The organism is Spiroplasma corruscae, from assembly GCF_002237575.1.
GTDB classification, from domain to species: domain Bacteria; phylum Bacillota_I; class Bacilli_A; order Mycoplasmatales; family Mycoplasmataceae; genus Spiroplasma_A; species Spiroplasma_A corruscae.
The window spans coordinates 242,545-261,832 of record NZ_CP022535.1 but is presented as its reverse complement, the minus strand read 5'-3'; the positions used below and the strand labels follow the sequence as shown (position 1 = coordinate 261,832).

The following is a 19,288-nucleotide window of genomic DNA, read 5'->3' as shown; positions in this document are numbered from 1 at the left end:
AGATGTTATATATATCTATAAAGCAATTGTTTATAAGATTCTTTCTTTGAAAGCCCTCGATCTATTAGTATTGGTAAGCTTAACACGTCACCGTGCTTACACACCCAACCTATCAACCATGTGGTCTACATGGGATCTTACTTCTAAAAGAATGGGAAAATTCATCTTAAAGGAGGCTTCTCGCTTAGATGCCTTCAGCGATTATCCTTTCCGCACATAGCTACCCTGCTATGCCACTGGCGTGACAACAGGAGCACCAGAGGTGCGTCCATTCCGGTCCTCTCGTACTAGGAACAGCTCTTTTCAATTTTCCTACGCCCACAACAGATAGGGACCAAACTGTCTCACGACGTTCTGAACCCAGCTCACGTACCGCTTTAATGGGCGAACAGCCCAACCCTTGGAACCGACTACAGCTCCAGGATGCGATGAGCCGACATCGAGGTGCCAAACCTCCCCGTCGATGTGAACTCTTGGGGGAGATTAGCCTGTTATCCCCGGGGTAACTTTTATCCGTTGAGCGACGGCCCTTCCACACGGGACCGCCGGATCACTAAGTCCTGCTTTCGCATCTGTTCGACTTGTAAGTCTCGCAGTTAAGCACCCTTATACCTTTGCGCTCTGCGTACGATTTCCAACCGTACTGAGGGTACCTTTGAGCGCCTCCGTTACTCTTTAGGAGGCGACCGCCCCAGTCAAACTACCCACCAAACACTGTCCCTGACCTGGATAACAGGCCTAGGTTAGAACCTCAATATAACAAGGGTGGTATTCCAAGGATGACTCCACAACCACTAGCGTGATTGCTTCATAGTCTCCCACCTATCCTCTACATGTTACACCAAAATTCAATATTAAGTTATAGTAAAGCTCCACGGGGTCTTTCCGTCTAGTTGCGGGTAACCAGCATCTTCACTGGTACTAAAATTTCACCGAGTCTATAGCCGAGACAGCGAAGGGATCATTACACCTTTCGTGCGGGTCAGAACTTACCTGACAAGGAATTTCGCTACCTTAGGACCGTTATAGTTACGGCCGCCGTTCACCGGGGCTTCAATTCAATGCTTCACCGAAGCTAACATCTCCTCTTAACCTTCCGGCACTGGGCAGGTGTCACCCCCTATACTTCGTCTTGCGACTTTGCAGAGAGCTGTGTTTTTGCTAAACAGTTGCCCCTCCCTTTTCACTGCGGCTCACATAAAGTGAGCACCCCTTCTCGCTAACTTACGGGGTCATTTTGCAGAGTTCCTTAGCTATAGTTATCTCGCTTGCCTTAGGATTCTCTCCTTGACCACGTGTGTTCGTTATCGGTACAGGCACCTAATAAATTGGCGCTAGAAGCTTTTCTTGGAAGCGTGGAGTCATGGACTTCGCTACTTGCCGAAGCGTTCACTCCCCATCATACTTCAAGGTTATAGCACGCGGATTTGCCAACGTACACCTCTTTGTATTTAGACCGGCATAACCATCAGCCGGCATCCACTATCCTTCTCCGTCACTCCATCACTCTATTAGGTGGTACAGGAATATCAACCTGTTGTCCATCGACTACGCCTTTCGGCCTCGCCTTAGGTCCTGACTAACCCTGGGTGGACGAACCTTGCCCAGGAAACCTTGGTCAAACGGCATGGGAGATTCTCACTCCCAAACGTTACTCATGCCGGCATAATCACTTCTAACCGTTCCACTAATCCTCACGGTTTAACTTCATCACAGTTAGAACGCTCCCCTACCACTTACATTGCTGTAAATCCAAAACTTCGGTACTATGCTTAAGCCCCGGTACATTTTCGGCGCAGAAGCACTCGACTAGTGAGCTGTTACGCACTCTTTAAATGATGGCTGCTTCTAAGCCAACATCCTAGCTGTCTATGCACTTCCACATCCTTACACACTTAGCATAAATTTAGGGACCTTAGTTGTTGATCTGGGCTGTTTCCCTCACGAGCATGGACCTTATCACCCATGTTCTGACTGCCGAGTATGAAATTATGGCATTCGTAGTTTAATTGTAATCAGTACCCCTAGGTGGGGCCATCATACATTCAGAGCTCTACCTCCATAATCCTAACCTCGACGCTAGCCTTAAAGCTATATCGGGGAGAACTAGCTATCTCCAGGTTCGATTGGAATTTCACCCCTAGCCACAAGTCATCCGCGGTCATTTCAACGAACGTCGGTTCGGTCCTCCATTAGGTTTTACCCTAACTTCAACCTGCTCATGGCTAGATCACCTGGTTTCGTGTCTACGACATCATACTGAACGCCCTATTAAGGCTCGCTTTCACTGCGGCTCCGTGGATTCCACTTAACCTTGCATGATATCGTAACTCGCCGGCTCTTTCTACAAAAAGCACGCCATCACCCATTAACGGGCTCTGACTTCTTGTAAGCATATGGTTTCAGGTACTATTTCACTCCCCTCACGGGGTACTTTTCACCTTTCCCTCACGGTACTGGTTCACTATCGGTAAAATGGTAGTATTTAGGCTTACCCAGTGGTCTGGGTAGATTCCGACAGGGTTTCACGTGCCCCGCCGTACTCAGGATACTCTCTCGAGGTTAGTGCATTTCGCATACGTGGGTATCACACTCTATGCCACTGTTTCCCAACAGTTTCTGCTATACACTAACTTTGTAACTCTAACAAGAGTCCTACAACCCCGGCCCGAAGACCGGTTTGGCCTATTCCGCTTTCGCTCGCCGCTACTGACAGAATCACATTCGTTTTCTTTTCCTCTAGGTACTAAGATGTTTCAGTTCCCTAGGTTCCCTTCGTTAACCTATGTATTCAGTTAAAGATGTTATGAGATTAATCATAACGGGTTTCCCCATTCGGACATCGACGGATCAAAACTTACTTCCAGTTCCCCGTCGCTTTTCGCAGGTAGTCACGTCCTTCATCGGCTCCATTTTCCAAGGCATTCACCATATGCCCTTACTATACTTTCTTAAAGAAAAACCTTATTGCAAATATAGATAATCTATATAAAATTGAAATTTTAGTTTTCTTAGTAAAACTTATTAAGTTACTATTACGTTTATATTGAAACGTAAGAAAAATAAAATTGTCTAATTCATCTAATATTCAGTTTTCAAAGAACGATTTCATTTCTTTTCAGAAATCGTCAAGTCAGTGTGACTGAGACAATCTCTGAAAACTAGATAGAACCAAGATATAAGCCATAAGCTGTTAATCATTTTCACTCAGCTTATTTATTTAACTATGTTTAACTCCATAGAAAGGAGGTGATCCATCCGCACGTTCCCGTACGGATACCTTGTTACGACTTCACCCTAATCGCTAATCCTACCTTGGTACGCTCTCTCCTTGCGGTTAAGATACGTGCTTCTGGTATTACCAACTCTCATGGTGTGACGGGCGGTGTGTACAAGACCCGAGAACGTATTCACCGCGACGTTGCTGATTCGCGATTACTAGTGATTCCGGCTTCATGAAGTCGAGTTGCAGACTTCAATCCGAACTGAGACTGACTTTTTGAGATTAGCTCCCCCTCACAGGATTGCGACTCTTTGTATCAGCCATTGTAGCACGTGTGTAGCCCAGGACATAAGGGGCATGATGATTTGACGTCATCCCCACCTTCCTCTAGCTTACACTAGCAGTCTCGTTAAAGTGCTCAACTTAATGTTAGTAACTAACGATAGGGGTTGCGCTCGTTGCGGGACTTAACCCAACACCTCACGGCACGAGCTGACGACAACCATGCACCACCTGTCTCAATGTTGGCCTCCACTACATCTCTGTAGTTTTGCACTGGATGTCAAGCCCTGGTAAGGTTCTTCGCGTTGCTTCGAATTAAACCACATGCTCCACCACTTGTGCGGGTCCCCGTCAATTCCTTTGAGTTTCACTCTTGCGAGCATACTACTCAGGCGGAGTACTTAATGCGTTAGCTGCAGCACCGACAAATTGCCGACACTTAGTACTCAACGTTTACGGCGTGGACTACTAGGGTATCTAATCCTATTTGCTCCCCACGCTTTCGTGCCTCAGTGTCAATAACAGGCCAGTAGACCGCCTTCGCCACTGGTGTTCCTCCATATATCTACGCATTTCACCGCTACACATGGAATTCCATCTACCTCTCCTGTATTCTAGTTAGCCAGTTTTCAAGGCGGACCAGGGTTGAGCCCTGGGATTTAACCTCAAACTTAACTAACCACCTACGCACCCTATACGCCCAATAAATCCGGATAACGCTTGCCACCTATGTATTACCGCGGCTGCTGGCACATAGTTAGCCGTGGCTTTCTGGTAAGGTACCGTCAAACTAAAAGCATTTCCTCTTCTAGCATTTCTTCCCTTACAACAGAGTTTTACAATCCGAAGACCTTCATCACTCACGCGGCATTGCTTCATCAGGCTTTCGCCCATTGTGAAAAATTCCCTACTGCTGCCTCCCGTAGGAGTCTGGGCCGTATCTCAGTCCCAATGTGGCCGATCAACCTCTCAGTTCGGCTACGTATCATCGCCTAGGTAAGCCATTACCTTACCTACTAGCTAATACGCCGCATCCTCATCTCTTAGCGATCCAAACGGATCTTTCAACACCTTCTGATGCCATAATGGTGTCGTATGCGGTATTAGCAGTCGTTTCCAACTGTTATCCCCCACTAAGAGGTAGATTAGATACGTGTTACTCACCCGTTCGCCACTGGGTGCAAGCACCCCGTTCGACTTGCATGTATTAGGCATGCCGCCAGCGTTCATCCTGAGCCAGGATCAAACTCTCATTAAAAAAATGTGAAATTTTGATTCATGGCTTTATATCTCTTTTTTTGTTGTTTAGTTTACTCAAATAATTGAACAATTAATTGTACAAATAATTGGTTGTTCTATCTAGTTTTCAAAGATCGTTTCTGTCACTCAAACAATGACAATTAAGAGATTATCACCTTTAAAATCAATAATCAATAGTTTTTACAAAAAAGTTTTATTTTTTTTTATTTTTTTTACTTTTTTCGCTAAAAAAGTAAAAAAAACTCTTATGAGTTATTTTTTAGTCATCTCAGTCAATTGTAGAAACATTTTTTTTATCATTATTCTTTTTTTCTACACTATTTAGTGGGTCTACAACTGTTTCTGTAATATCTTTTCTTAAATTGGATCTTGGTTTTATTTTATAAACATCTGTTGCTTGTTTTTTCAACGCATCTCAAATTCGATCTGAATCACCTAAAAAAATCTTTCCTTGGTAAGATTCATCATATAAGGGTTTTTTTCTAGGTTCTTTATTTTCCATGTTTAAAGCTGCAATATTTCCTATTGGAGTGCTATATTTTCCACTTTTGACACCTTCAAATCTTCTAGGTACAATTGTCTGTTTATAGGGGTCTATAGGGCCTGTATAGGCATTGTTGGGGTTTTCCTTAACTAATGTAGTTGGATTTAAATCTGCTGTTTTAGTGGTCTCAAAATCATCATAATTCTGTTCTTCGTTAGAAGGTTCAAAATATGTATTATTTGTCTCATCTTGAGTATCCTCTTCAATCTTTTGACTTACTTGCTTACTTTTAGGAATAAAGTTTTCAATACCTTCAGGAATTACATTATTATGTAAATTATGTTTTAATTCCGATAATTTATCTGAAATATTAAAAGTTTCTTCATTTGGGGTAGAAGTGAAGCTTTTTTCAACTAATTGTTCTTTGTCTTTATTAGATAAGTTATGTGAAGTAAGAGTCTCTTCTTCAACAACTACTTCTTGAGTTGGTTTTGTGAAAGGTTGTTTAGTAATAACAACTTTTCCTTTTTTAGTAGTACTCACATTACCTTTAACACCATAAATAATATTAAAAACAAGACAAGAAATAAATGATAACAATGATAACAATGATAAAACTATATTTAAAATAATTTTAAAACTTAATTTAAAAAGATCTTTTTGATTAATAGTAATTACAAATAGCTCTAATAGTATTGCCAATAAAATAAATGCAATAGATATTATTCTAATATAATTTAATTTTTTATCTTCTTTAACTAATAATGATACAAATCAAATTATTAAATTAATAATAATTGCAAATAACATAAGTATTTGGAATACACTTACAATTTTGATACTTCAATCACTCAAAGCATTTAAAAAGTATAGTTGATTCGTTCAGTTGTCAATAAATATAAAACTACTAAAAAAACTCAAAAAAATTGTTATTGGTAAAAAAATTATATAAAGTAACTTAAATTTATTCATTATTTAACCCCATTCATGTAAACCCATATACATATTTACTTAATAATACAATATTTTAAACTAAAAAACAAGTTAACACTCTTAGTAGTTTATTACAATACCGTGATATCTTGTCATACTTATAAGTGATTCTTTAACACCTTGTACTCCTTGACCTGAATCTTTAATACCTAAAAAAGGAAAACAATCCGGTCCTCTCTGTGATTTACCATTAATATTTACAGTACCAGTTTTTATTTTCTTTGAAACCTGTATTGCAAGTGATATATCTTTACAAAATACACTTGCTTGTAAACCAAAGTTGGAGTCATTTGATATTTTTATCATTTCATTAATGTCTTCAATTCTAATAATTGGAAGAATTGGTCCAAACGGTTCTTCTCAAGCAACTTTCATATCAAGAGTAACATTATCAATTAGTGTTGGTCATATTAGATTTTTTTCAAACTTATTTCCAACTAATATTTTAGCCTTTTTAGTTTTTGCATCATCAACTAAACCTTTAATAAAATCGGCTGATTTTTGATCTATTACTGGGGTAATATCTTTATTTTCATATGGAGATCCTACTGTAAGTTTATTTATATTATCAATTAAAAGTGGTACTAATTTATCTGCAATCTTATTAGTTGTAATAACTCTTTTTATAGCAGTACATCTTTGACCTGAATAACCAAAAGCACCATCCACTATTTGTTTTGCGTAATTATGCAAGTCTAAATCATCTAAAACAAGTGCAGGGTCTTTTCCACCTAACTCTAAAACCAAATCTTTACTACTTCCTTTTTCTTTAATGTTATTTCCAATAGACACACTACCAGTAAATGAAATCATATCAATTTCTTTGTTAGTAGTGATAATATCACCAATTTCTCTTCCTCTTCCAGTAACAACATTAAAAATTCCTTTTGGAAAGTTTGCTTGAATTGATAATTCACCAATTAATGCACCAACTAAACTTCCTGCAGTCGCAGGTTTAAAAACAACAGTATTTCCCATCACTAATGCTGGAACGATTTTTGCTAAAGCTAAATTGAAAGGATAGTTGAAGGGGGAAATTGCAAGTATAACTCCTTTTGCAACTCTTGAAAATATACCTATCTTATTTTTAGCACCCATTCCTTCTCCAGTCATAGATAAGGGTTCCATTCTTTTTGCTTCTTCAAGAGTAAAGTCTATTAGTTCTACTGTCCTTACAACTTCTGTTAAAGAATCCTTTAAACTTTTAGAAATTTCACTAGTCATTACGGCTGCAATTTCATCTTTATTTTTTAATAGAACATTTCTAAAGTTATGCAGTAATTCAATTCTTTTCACTAAGTCAGTTTTCTCTCAACTCTCTTGCGCTGCTCTTGCAGATTTAAAAGCATGTTCAATATCTTCGGCTTTTAATGCAGTAACTTTACCTGCAACCTCATTTTTAAATGGGTCTAATACTTCAAGTCATTCTCCGTTATTAATAAATTCTCCATTAATTAGCGCTTTATATTCTTTCATTATTTACCTCTATTCTGATTTTTGATAATAAATATCTTTCATTAATATTGACCCAGCAACACCAACGTTCAAGCTATCTACACCATTGTCCATTTTTATTATAATATTATTATCGAAGTATTTTATAAGTTGTTTATTAATTCCTTTGCCTTCATTACCAAGGATTAAAGCTACTTTATTCTTTGTTTTTATTCTTAAATGGTTTGATACTATTTCATCCCCTAAATAACTACCAATGATTTCAATATCATCATTTTTAATTTCTTTAATAAAATTTTCCAAATCACAAACAACGTGTAAATTTAATAAAAAATGATTTGACATAGTAGCTCTTAAAACTTTATCATTGTAAAAACTTACCGTATTTTCTGATGCAACTACATTAAGAAAACCAAAAGCACATGCAGAACGCAATAAAGTACCCATATTTCCTGGGTCTTGGATATCGTCTAATAACAAATAATTTGAATTATCATTAAAATTAGCTGTATCAATGTTGCATACGGCAAAGTAACCTTGATGATTTTTTAAGGAAGTTATTTTTTTAGAAACTTTTTCACTTATAATAATTAAATTATTTTCATGTTTGAAATGTTCATAATTATATTTTTCTGTTACTAAAATATATTCTACTTTATTTAAATCATAGGCTAATTTAACCATCTTCTCGCCTTCAATTAAATATTTACCTTGTTCTTTTTGATAACTTGTATTTTTTAAATCTATTATGTGTTTTATTAAATTATTAGAAATTGAATCAATTACTTTCATTAGTCAGTGAACGCAAAACCAATTTCATAAAGTTTATTTTCTGGTTTTACATATTCCTTTCCTTTATAATCAGACTTCTCAACCGGGTAACCAAAAACAAAAGTAGCTTTTCTAGGCTTATCTATCATTTTAGCTTGTAATGAAGCTAGTGGTGATACAAACTCTCCTTTTGCTTTCTTTTCCTTTACTTCTTTCATTAAATCTTCATAATCTTTTCTATTTTTATTTTTTACACAAATTCTTACTTTGTTTTGTTTATATCATTCAATTATTTTTTTATACTCACTGTACTTAAATTGCTTAGGTTCATCAGATGTAACAAATCTATTTGTTTCTTTATTTCAATCAACAACAAAATCTTTTCAATATATATTACCTGTTCTCCCACTATTAGATAAATCCTTTGCTTTTTCAATAGTTTCTTCTAAATAATCAAAACCATAACCAATAAAAGCTCCACCAGTTCAAAAGTTTGTAAAAGCTAATTTAGCGGGGTTAAACAATTCATCAAAACAAATTGCCACTACCCAATATCTTTTATCGACGTTATTTTTATAAATTTCTAAACCAAACTTTGATATTTTTAAAACAACTGAGTTTGGAGACACTCTGACAACCTTTTCTCTAAATGTTTCAGCAATTAAATCAATTTCGTCTTTTTTTAAACTAATACGGTGATCTTCTCTTAAAGTTTTCATTTTATCTTTTGTGTTTTGATGTAGAATTCTATTACTAATTGAACCTCTATTTCTAAGATGGTTAACAATATTTAAATCAGAGGTTGGATCTGGCATAACCATTTTAGGTTTAGACTCTTCATTATCATCCTTATTTTTATCTTCATCTTCTTTATTAGCTAGTTTTTGCTTTAAACTATTAATTAAACTTTTGGCTTTTGAATTATCTGAAAATGGTTCATCGTCTCCTACTTTAGTTGTTTTGAAAACTTTTTCTATGATTTCTTCTTTAACTTTTGAATTAATTTCTTCCCTATTTTGACCAGTTAGATTAGGCATCTTGGGATCATTTGGGTTTTTTGGTTTATAGTTAATGGAACTTTTTTTTGTTGTATCCATGTTACCTCCTAATTAATAATTGTTATCTTGTCTTTCAAAATTTGTTTTATTTTTAAAATTGTAAGAATTAATAACATCTTCAGATGAGAAATTTAAAATAAATAAGCAATTTAAGAACTTGTTTAACATTGCAGCGTAGTTTTTATGACTTCTAAAACTATAAAAGCTCATAATACTATTATACATTTCTAATGTCCAAATATTTAAATCACCATTACCTTCTTTTTTATACTCGAAATTTGAAAAATTATATAAAACATTATTTCCAATACTAATAATAAAATGTAAGCCATCAACAAACTCTTCTAATACAACTTCTTTTTCACTTGAAGGTTTATTTGATCAAAACTTGAATGCTCTACATTCATTAACAAACTCAGAAATTTCTACTAAAAGTGCTATTAATTTCTTATTATCCATATCTTCGTTTAATTCTAGACCTTTAGTTGAAATAATATAATTATCTAATTGTTCTTGTTTTTCGCTTAAATACAATAATTGCTCTTTATTTAACATAATTTTTCCCCTTTATATAATTTTAAATAAAAATAAGGTTAAATTATTTATTATTAAAATATTTAGAATAAAAAACCTAATTAAATGATGTCTAATAATTAGGTTTTTATTTTTTTTCGTTTATGTACTAATATTTTCAGCTTATATAAACTATTGGACCAATAGAGACCAACAGATTTAACAATATTATAATAATATTTATGATGAAAACCTTTTTTATATTAATTAATAAGTAACTAATATTAGAATTTCAATAATAATACATACCAATAAAAATAATATAAGTTATTGATCATATAAAAACTGTTATAAAAGAAATAATCATTGTAGAAAATATTAATAATAAATTAGAAGTCTGCCTTCTTAAACCTATTACTCTAAGTAATTTATAGTCGCTTCTTTGTTCAATTAAATAAATTACTAAAGAGTTAGAAAAGATTATAAAACTATAACAAAATATAATTAACAAAAATACATTTGTAACAGGAATAAAATTATTTATATTGTTATTATATTGAGTTAAATTAGTTAAAGTAACTGCATAAGAACTGAACATTATAGTACAAATCAATAATACTAAGGCATAAAATATTTGATCTAAGTTCTTTAATATGGAACCAAACATTATTTTTATAAAATAAGTATTTGTTTTCTTATATATTTTGAATAATACTCAACCGATTAACCCTTTGCCAATAATACTGAACCCAATTATAAAACTAATTATGAAATTAATTATCAAACCTTGACCTAATTCACCTTCCATTGTATATTTGTTAAAAACTAATGCTAAAGGAATTAATAAAAATATTGCCCCAAATATTATCTTAAAAATATGTTTTGTTTTGTTAGAAGTTTTTTTCAATAAACTTCTATAATTCAGGTTTTTTATACTAATTGTTGCTAATAAAGTAACTAATATTATGAACAAAAAGGTAGCAATTACATAAATATATTGATACTCATACTCTTTAAATATATAAAAATTATGCTCAATTGCATTATTTTCTTTTAAATAATTTAAAAGCAATTTAGATAATGGAACTGATATAGGTAAAGATAAACTTATTGTAATAGCTACTAAGATCATAATTTCATAAAATATAGTTATTTTAATCCTTTTAAAACTAAGACCTAGAACTCTTAACAAATTATAATGTTTTCTTTTTAAACTAATTGTTAAATTTATACAACTGAATATTGAAAATAAGCCTAAAAATATAATGATACCTGCCAAACCACTAAATAGATTTAGTATTAAAATCGGATTTAATATATTTAGACTTTCTTTATTAATAATGGCATAAATACAATTAGTTAACAGCAAACTTGAAGTTGATAAAAATATAGAAGTTATTAATAATATTAAAAATAAACCTGTATATATTTTTATATTATTAAGAAATTGCTTGAAAAATATCTTAATCATTATAATCAGCTTTAGATAACATTCTTAGAAATTCTTGTTCTTCAAGTTTTTTGTTTAATTTTATAAGTTTCTTATTTTTAAGTAATAAAATTTCATCAGCCTGATTTGCGACATAAATATCATGAGTTACAATAATTAATGTTTTATTAAATTGGGAAGTAGTTTCTTTCATTAAATTTAAAATTTTCCTTTTATTATAATAGTCAAGGGCTCCGGTTGGTTCATCTGCAACTATTAATTTATTGTCTCCGATTAATCCCCTAGCAATTGCAACTCTTTGTTGTTCTCCGCCTGATAAAACATTAACACTTTTTAACTGTTTTTCTTTTAGATTTAATATATTTAATATCTTATCTAATTTCTCTTTATTAACTTTTTCTTTATTGATATTGCATGTTAATAATATATTCTCTATAACATTTAAATATTCTACTAAATTATAATTTTAAAAATGTATGCAATATTCACACTTCTGAACTTCGTGATCTTAGGTTCTTTAAGTTTACTTATTGAATAACCATTAACAAAAACTTCACCAGAGGTTGCTTTATCTAATCCAGATATAATGTTTAATAATGTTGTTTTACCAACACCTGAACTTCCAACAATTGCTGTAAATTTATTAACTAAAAATTTATAACTAATATCTTCAAATATATTTTTTTTATCTATTTCTTTGTTCATGTTTTTTAATATAATCATTATATTTTTATTACTTGATAAAAGTTTTTATTATTTTCGACTAATGCTGTATGAGAAATAAATAAAATTGTTTTGTTAAGACTTCCAAATAGATTCTCAATTAACCCTCTATTTTCAGCATCTAAGTTTGCTGTTGATTCATCAAATAATAGAACTTGTTTATTTGAAACTAATGCTCTAGCTAATGAAACTCTTTGCATTTCTCCAGCTGACAAGTTTTTGAATTCACTGTTTATAATTGTGTCCAAACTATTTTTTTTGATTCATTTTGTTAAATTTACTTTTTGAATTACATCCATTATTTGTTCATCACTTATACTATCGTCAAATAAAGTTATATTATTTCTTAAAGTATCATTAAAAATAAAAGTTTCTTGAGGAATATAAAATATAATATCTTTTATATCGTTTTTATCTAATTCTTTATAACTAAGATTATTATTTAATATAATATCTCCTTGATAATCATCTATTAAACCAAATACTAGTTTCAAAAGTGTGGTTTTACCCCTACCAGATTCACCAACAATTAAATATTTTTTACTATCTTCGATAGTAAGATTTAGTTCATTAAATACAACACTGTTATTTATTTTATATTTTAAGTTTTTAACTTCTAAGTTTTTAAACTTTATATTTTTTGATACATACTCGTTTTGAGTATTTTTAAAAACAAATTTTTTAAATATCATCACACCAGCTCTAATTGTGAACATTGAACCAAATAAAGCATTCACTCCTTGGAAAAATGTACCAGATATATTTGCGACAGATAACATTGTACCTTTATCTGTTTTATTATTTAACGCCAGAAAAATTGAAACAAACATCATTATTAATTGGCTAGCTATCATTAAAGCAAACAATACTGATTGTTGAGTTGATTTAGCATTTCCATATGAAGCCACTGATTTCTCAACTTTTAATGTACTATTTTTAATCAAATGTTTAAAAACTCTTTTTTTATTAATGTATGAAAATAAACGATATCCATTTAATAAATTTTCAACTCTATTTGAAAACTCTTCTTGATTTTTAGACATAACTTGCGCTCTTTTTGATACCAAACCTTGAAAAATCGAAGGTAATATAATCATTAATAATGTAATTCCAAATAATGATAACCCAATAATTCAATGGAATCTAAATATTGCATAAGTCGATAGAATTACGCTAGATATTCCACTAGATATATTAAATACGCTTGTAAAGACCATATTACCAATTGATTCAATATCATTTGTATATCATGAAATAAAGTCCCCTTTTTTAAATTTACTAAATTCTTCATCTGATAAAGAATTAATTTTTGCAGTTATATACATTTTTAAACTTACATTAAGTTTTTTAGTTATCCCAACACTTGTTATTTCTGCAAAATAATAAAATAGAATTCCAACTATAAAACTTCCCATTACTATTAAAGTATCTTTTATGGCCATATCCATATCACTGTTAAAGACATCTTCTAGAACATTCGATAATCGAACTCCACCATATACTAAACCAGCATTTGATACCAAAGCAATTAGAGAGTAAATAAAAATTAAATACCAATATTTATTAGTAATTTTTGTCATTTTGTATTCTCCATTCTTTTTTAAAACAAAATTATATTAAGTTTTTATTTTTGTACGTAAAAAATTATTTATGTAAACGTTTAATAGACATAAATATCCTTGATATTATTTAACTAGTTTGTATTTATCACCATAATTGATAGTGTTAAATTTAATTTTGGAAGTATTATTAAAATTTGATATTAGTCAGAGTTTTTCAATAAAATCTTTTCTAATTTTTTTTAATAAAATTTTTATTATATTGATAAAACTTCAAACAAACAATTTTACTAAATAAAATATTTTAAATAAAAAAGCCTTAAGATAAGTTAATCCCTTTATAAATGTTTTTAAATTTATAGTTTGTTTAAATAAAAATAATATAGAGTAAATACTTATAAATAAAACTATAAATATATCCATTGAAATGACTCTTTCTGATACGAAATCATATTGTGTGTAAGATCAAAAAAAAGTTATTGTTAAAGCAAATATTTGGTTAAGATTTCATTTTACATAATCATAGTGATCAAAATTAAAGATCTTATTGGTTTTTAAGCTTTGTAAATTAAAAATAATTATTAATAAACACACTAAGAAAGCATTCACTCTTATTATTTCAGTTCCAATTAATGTAATTCAATTGATTAAATTATAATTATTTTTGTCATATAATTTGTCATTATTAATAAAAATAAAAGCAATTATACATACAATTGTTGGAAGTATTAAAATCTTAATTAATTTGAAAATTTTATTTATAATAAACATTGAATAACTTCCTTATTAAAGTTATTATAACAATTTTAAACTAATATTTGTAAAAAAAATCACTTTAAAAGTGATTTATTTTTAATAACCTGGTTTTTTTAATAACTTAAACATATTTTTTTTATAAACTTCAACTCCTGGTTGGTCAAATGGGTTAATTTCTAATAAATACCCACTTATTGCACAAGCTCTCATAAATCAATAAATTGAATAACCGAACATTTCAGCATCCATTTTATCAAATTCTAAAATAATATTTGGAACTTGACCTGTATTTACATGGGCTTCAATAACCCCTTCAAGTGCAGTTTGATTTATTTCATGGAACGAATTACTTGTTAAATAATTTAATCCGTCTAAATCTTCATCATCCTTAGGAACTTCTAAATCAACTTGTGGTTTTTTAATATCTATGATAGTTTCAAATAAAACATTTTTTGTTCCATCTTGAATAAATTGACCTAATGAATGTAAATCAGTTGAGAAAATACAACTTGAAGGTAATAAACCTTTATTATCTTTACCTTCTGATTCACCAAATAACTGCTTTCATCATTCAGTAAACATTTGCATTTGTAATTCATAACTAATTAAAAACTCAGTTTTGTAGTTATATTTTACATTTAATAAATATCTAGTTATTGCATATTTATAAGCATCATTATTAATTGACTTTAAGTCATTAAAGGCTTTCTGAGAACCTTTCATTAATGCATCTGTATCAACACCAGCTACCATTAATGGGAATAATCCAACTGGAGTAAAAACTGAGAATCTTCCTCCAATGTCATCTGGAATAGTAAAAGTTGCATAACCTTCTTTTGTCGCTAAACTTTTAAGAGCTCCTTTTGCTTTATCGGTTATTGCTACAATTCTTCGTTTTGCTACTTCTTTACCTTTTAGTTCAACTAATTTTTTTTGAAATACTCTAAATGAAATACCTGGTTCAGTAGTTGTTCCAGATTTTGAAATATTTGCAATTCCAAATTCTTTATCAGATACATACTCTAATACTTGATTTATATAAGTTGATGACATTGTATTTCCAACATAAATAAGTTGTACTTTATCTTTACTATAAAGACCACGAATCATATTGTCAGCAGCACGCGCTCCTAAATAACTTCCTCCAATACCAATTACAAGCAAAACTTCGATTTCATTTCTTAATGCTTTTGCTGTTTCTTGCATTAAAGAATATTCTTTTTTATCATAATCATTAGGTCAATTATATCAACCTAAGAAATCTGATCCTTTACCTGTTTTATTAATAATTTTATCTTCTAATTCTTGAATTAGTTTCATATCAAATGAGCTAACTTCACTTTCAAATTCGATATGTTTAAGGTTTATTTTAATCATTTATATCTCCTATATTTTTAATTTATAAACTTTATTTTACACTTCTTTTTAAGTTATCAAAACCATTTGTTGTTTCTTTGATTTTAGAATCTTCTGTTTTTAATAATTCTGGTCTCAATGCTTTGTAACTAAGTTTTACTTGTTTTTTATCTTCTAAAAAATCTATGACTTGAACTTCATATTCCATACCAGTTTCTAGATAATCTGAAATACTTTTTACATAAAAATCTGATATTTCTGAAATATGGATTAAACCTTTTACTGGTTGTTCATCATCAATTATTTCGCAAAATGCTCCATAATTAACAATAGCAGTTACTTTAGCAATAATTTTTTGTCCTTTTTCTACCATTTTCTTGCTCTCCTAACAATAAAATTATAAACTTAATTTATAAAAATTTTAGTTATAAATGAAATTTTTTTTAAGAGAGGAATAAATTTTGGAAAAAAATAATTTAGAAAAAAAAGTTCAAGATGTATTAGACCAATTAAAGGTTTATATTAATCAAGATGGTGGTGATATGGAATATGTTGCAATCAAAGATAAAATTGTATATATTAGATTAAAAGGGAATTGTGTTGGTTGTGGATTAACTGAAATTACCTTTAAAGAAGGTGTAGAATCAATATTAATAGAGGAATTCCCCTATGATATTGATGGTGTAGAAATTGTGTTATAAAAGATTCAAGAAAGAAGGAAATTTATGAATGAAGCATTATTAGTTTCTATAATTGGAGTGTTTTTTACAGGTTTAAATACAATAATTACATTTTTAACATTAGTAATACTACCAATTTATGTAAAAAAATATAATGATAAAAAACAATGAACAGACGCAGGTGAAAGAGAATTAGCTGACGCATTTGACAAATATTTCTCAGAAGAATATCCAAAAAATGACACAGAGTGATATATTGCAGAAGTAAGATCAATAGTATTAAAATTCCAAATTAATCATATTCTTTGTTTAAATTGTAAAAGAAAATATCAACCAACAGACTATATGCTATATTTTGAAAAAGCTAAAAAGAAACTACCAGAAGTAAATAACTTCTCTCTTAAAGCATCAAAATTATTTTTTTCAAATGAATTAACAGTAATTTATTGTAAAAAATGTGATGGTGTAGAAAAAGTTATGACTCAAGAGCAAAAGAAAAAATCTAAATAAGTAAATTAATTATTTATTAATGAACAATAAATACGATACTTCCTCCATGCAAATATAGTATGGAGTTTTTTTTGTATTTAAATGATTTATTCACGTAAAAAAATCTATTATATAAAAATTACATAAGGGGTTTAGTTCAATAGTATACATTAGACTTCTTTAATCATGTGATGATAACCAACTACTTTTTAATAATTACATAACTACCTTATAAAAAAATCATTTTAATATTAAAAATGACGAAGCACTTTTTCTTTTAGTCTCCGCCATTATTTTTTTAAAATTAAATTCCAATTTAACATTCTTAATAACTAATTTAATAATAATATTACTTTAAATATTAATTCTATTTTATATAATATTTATCCTACGGAACCTTCCATATCCATTTTAATTAATTGATTTAATTCCACAGCATACTCCAATGGTAATTCCTTTGTAAATGGCTCTAAAAATCCCATTACTATAATTTCTAATGCTTGTTGTTCTGTTAAACCCCTAGACATTAGATAAAATAATTGTTCTTCACTAACTTTTGATACAGTAGCTTCATGTTCTATTTGTGATTTATTATTATGTACTTTGTTTTGTGGTATTGTATCAGAATGTGATTTATTATCTAAAATTAAAGTATCACACTCTACTCTAGCCTTTGAATTAATTGCATCTGGTCCAATGTATGCTAAACCTCTGTAATTTGCTGTTCCTCCTTGAAAGGTTATTGATTTAGAAACTATTTTAGATTTTGTATCTTTTCCTAAATGAATCATTTTGCTTCCAGCATCTTGATAAACGCCGTTTTTTGCTACTGCAATTGAAATGGTATCTCCTTGTGACCGATTACCTTTTAAAATACAAGACGGGTATTTCATATTAATTTTTGACCCAATATTACCGTCAATTCATTCCATTCTTCCATCATCATCTACTAAACTTCTTTTTGTAACTAAGTTTAATACATTATCACTTCAATTTTGCACAGTTGTATATCTAACACTAGATCTCTTTCCTACAAATATTTCAACTATTGCTGCATGTAAATTATTCTTTGAATAAACTGGTGCTGTACACCCTTCTATGTAATGCAATTGAGCGTCATCTTCGACTATTATTAAAGTTCTCTCAAATTGTCCAGATAGTTGATAGTTAATTCTAAAATAGGCCTGCAATGGTTTTGATAATTTTACTCCACTTGGTACATATATAAAGGTACCTCCACTTCAGACTGTTGAGTTAAGAGCTGCATATTTATTATCATCATTTTTTACTAAAGTACCAAAATACTTCTTAAATATTTCTGGATATTTTTTTAGTGCTGTATCACAATCAGTGAATATAACACCTTGACTAATTAATTCTTTATTTAAGTTTTCATAGACCGGCTTAGCATCTCATTGCGCATTTATTCCAAGTAAAAATTCTTTTTCGGCTTCTGGAATACCAAGTCTTTCAAATGTTTTTTTAATATTTGCAGGAACATCGTCTCAATTATTTGAAATATTTTCACTACCCTCTGTATAGTAATAGTAATCATTAAAATTAATTCAACTTAAATCAGGTCCAAAACTAGGTTGATCAAAATTATCAAACAGCTCTAAGCTTTTTAGACGATAATCCAACATTCATTGGGGTTCGTTTTTATACTTAGAAATTTGTGTAACTATTTCTTTGTTGATTCCTTTTTCCACTTTAAAAGAAGAAAGCTCCCCTTCATTAAATCCATATTTATAATTTGAAATTTCTTTTATTTCTTTTTCTTGTTTTAATTTTTTCATTATTTAACCTCATTCATTATTATTTTTTTAAAACCATCAGCTGCTAATAAAGCACAATTTAACCTATTTCCTTGTTTAAATATGTCAGAAAAAACTATTAATTCTTCTAATAATGATTCATCATATTTCTCTCCGGTTATTAAACTATGGTAATTATTTAAATATTCCAATGATTTTTTAAGATTAAGATTTTTTAACCCATTGCATAAAATATCAGCTGCAGCAGTTGCGATTGCGCAGGCAGTGCCATCAAATCGACAATTGATAATTAAATCGTTGTTAAATAGGATTTGCACATCAATTTCATCACTACAAGTTGGAGAATCTTGCTTTTGTATTATGGAATTGCTATCATTAATCAATTTTTTATTATCTGGTTCTGTGTAGTGTTCCATGATAATTTGTCTTAACAATATTTTGTCATTTTTATCAATCATTTT

General features: G+C 30.3%; 15 protein-coding genes, 2 rRNA genes and 1 pseudogene. 2 read left to right on the top strand and 16 right to left on the bottom strand.

Annotated elements, in window-relative coordinates:
- Positions 1–43: 43 nt before the first annotated feature.
- From SCORR_RS01260 to SCORR_RS01195, 14 genes and pseudogenes are all read right to left on the bottom strand, one after another.
- Positions 44–2,954: ribosomal RNA gene (locus SCORR_RS01260) — 23S ribosomal RNA — on the bottom strand.
- Positions 2,955–3,242: 288 nt separating this feature from the next.
- Positions 3,243–4,763, bottom strand: a 16S ribosomal RNA gene (locus tag SCORR_RS01255).
- The 16S and 23S rRNA genes sit together here, the layout of an rRNA operon.
- A 261-nt stretch (positions 4,764–5,024) precedes the next feature.
- Positions 5,025–6,221, bottom strand: a complete 1,197-nt coding sequence (locus SCORR_RS01250) for a hypothetical protein (protein WP_094048343.1) — start codon at positions 6,219–6,221, stop codon at positions 5,025–5,027.
- An 81-nt stretch (positions 6,222–6,302) separates the two neighbouring features.
- Complete coding sequence (locus SCORR_RS01245; protein WP_094048341.1) at positions 6,303–7,718, bottom strand: NADP-dependent glyceraldehyde-3-phosphate dehydrogenase; 1,416 nt, start codon at positions 7,716–7,718, stop codon at positions 6,303–6,305.
- 9 nt (positions 7,719–7,727) lie between these two features.
- On the bottom strand, positions 7,728–8,489 hold the full coding sequence (locus SCORR_RS01240) for a TrmH family RNA methyltransferase (protein ID WP_094048339.1): 762 nt from the start codon (positions 8,487–8,489) through the stop codon (positions 7,728–7,730).
- Positions 8,489–9,565 carry a hypothetical protein gene (locus tag SCORR_RS01235; protein ID WP_094048337.1) on the bottom strand — a complete coding sequence of 359 codons (1,077 nt, stop codon included), beginning with the start codon at positions 9,563–9,565 and terminating at the stop codon, positions 8,489–8,491. The genes SCORR_RS01240 and SCORR_RS01235 overlap by 1 nt, the downstream gene beginning before the upstream one ends.
- A 12-nt stretch (positions 9,566–9,577) precedes the next feature.
- A complete protein-coding gene (locus SCORR_RS01230) occupies positions 9,578–10,081 on the bottom strand; it encodes a dUTP diphosphatase (RefSeq protein WP_094048335.1) in 504 nt (167 codons plus the stop codon).
- 127 nt (positions 10,082–10,208) lie between these two features.
- A complete protein-coding gene (locus SCORR_RS01225) occupies positions 10,209–11,510 on the bottom strand; it encodes an FtsX-like permease family protein (RefSeq protein ID WP_094048333.1) in 1,302 nt (433 codons plus the stop codon).
- Positions 11,503–11,682 carry a hypothetical protein gene (locus tag SCORR_RS05515; RefSeq protein WP_245831808.1) on the bottom strand — a complete coding sequence of 60 codons (180 nt, stop codon included), beginning with the start codon at positions 11,680–11,682 and terminating at the stop codon, positions 11,503–11,505. Before SCORR_RS05515 ends, SCORR_RS01225 begins: the two co-directional genes overlap by 8 nt.
- Before the next feature lie 54 nt (positions 11,683–11,736).
- A pseudogene (locus SCORR_RS05610) lies at positions 11,737–11,910 on the bottom strand (ATP-binding cassette domain-containing protein); the annotation flags it as partial.
- 32 nt (positions 11,911–11,942) lie between these two features.
- Positions 11,943–12,194 (bottom strand): ATP-binding cassette domain-containing protein, encoded by a 252-nt coding sequence (locus tag SCORR_RS05560; RefSeq protein WP_157705314.1) that lies wholly within the window; start codon positions 12,192–12,194, stop codon positions 11,943–11,945.
- Positions 12,195–12,211: 17 nt separating this feature from the next.
- Positions 12,212–13,792, bottom strand: coding sequence for an ATP-binding cassette domain-containing protein (locus SCORR_RS01210; RefSeq protein WP_094048329.1), 1,581 nt, complete (start codon positions 13,790–13,792; stop codon positions 12,212–12,214).
- Positions 13,793–14,623: 831 nt separating this feature from the next.
- Positions 14,624–15,904, bottom strand: a complete 1,281-nt coding sequence (locus SCORR_RS01200) for a glucose-6-phosphate isomerase (protein ID WP_094048325.1) — start codon at positions 15,902–15,904, stop codon at positions 14,624–14,626.
- Positions 15,905–15,935: 31 nt separating this feature from the next.
- The gene (locus SCORR_RS01195; RefSeq protein ID WP_094048323.1) at positions 15,936–16,256 is read right to left on the bottom strand and encodes a S1 RNA-binding domain-containing protein; all 321 of its coding nucleotides are present in this window, start codon (positions 16,254–16,256) and stop codon (positions 15,936–15,938) included.
- An 88-nt stretch (positions 16,257–16,344) separates the two neighbouring features.
- Between SCORR_RS01195 and SCORR_RS01190 the strand changes: the two genes are divergently transcribed.
- Positions 16,345–16,584, top strand: a complete 240-nt coding sequence (locus SCORR_RS01190; protein WP_094048321.1) for a NifU family protein — start codon at positions 16,345–16,347, stop codon at positions 16,582–16,584.
- Positions 16,585–16,608: 24 nt separating this feature from the next.
- Positions 16,609–17,073 (top strand): hypothetical protein, encoded by a 465-nt coding sequence (locus SCORR_RS01185; RefSeq protein WP_094048319.1) that lies wholly within the window; start codon positions 16,609–16,611, stop codon positions 17,071–17,073.
- A 362-nt stretch (positions 17,074–17,435) separates the two neighbouring features.
- On the opposite strand, the gene sufB is transcribed toward SCORR_RS01185, so the two are convergent.
- Both sufB and SCORR_RS01175 read right to left on the bottom strand, forming a co-directional pair.
- Entirely contained in the window at positions 17,436–18,848 is a 1,413-nt protein-coding gene (sufB, locus tag SCORR_RS01180) for a Fe-S cluster assembly protein SufB (RefSeq protein WP_094048317.1), read from the bottom strand.
- A complete protein-coding gene (locus SCORR_RS01175; protein WP_094048315.1) occupies positions 18,848–19,285 on the bottom strand; it encodes an iron-sulfur cluster assembly scaffold protein in 438 nt (145 codons plus the stop codon). The genes sufB and SCORR_RS01175 overlap by 1 nt, the downstream gene beginning before the upstream one ends.
- Positions 19,286–19,288: the final 3 nt, after the last annotated feature.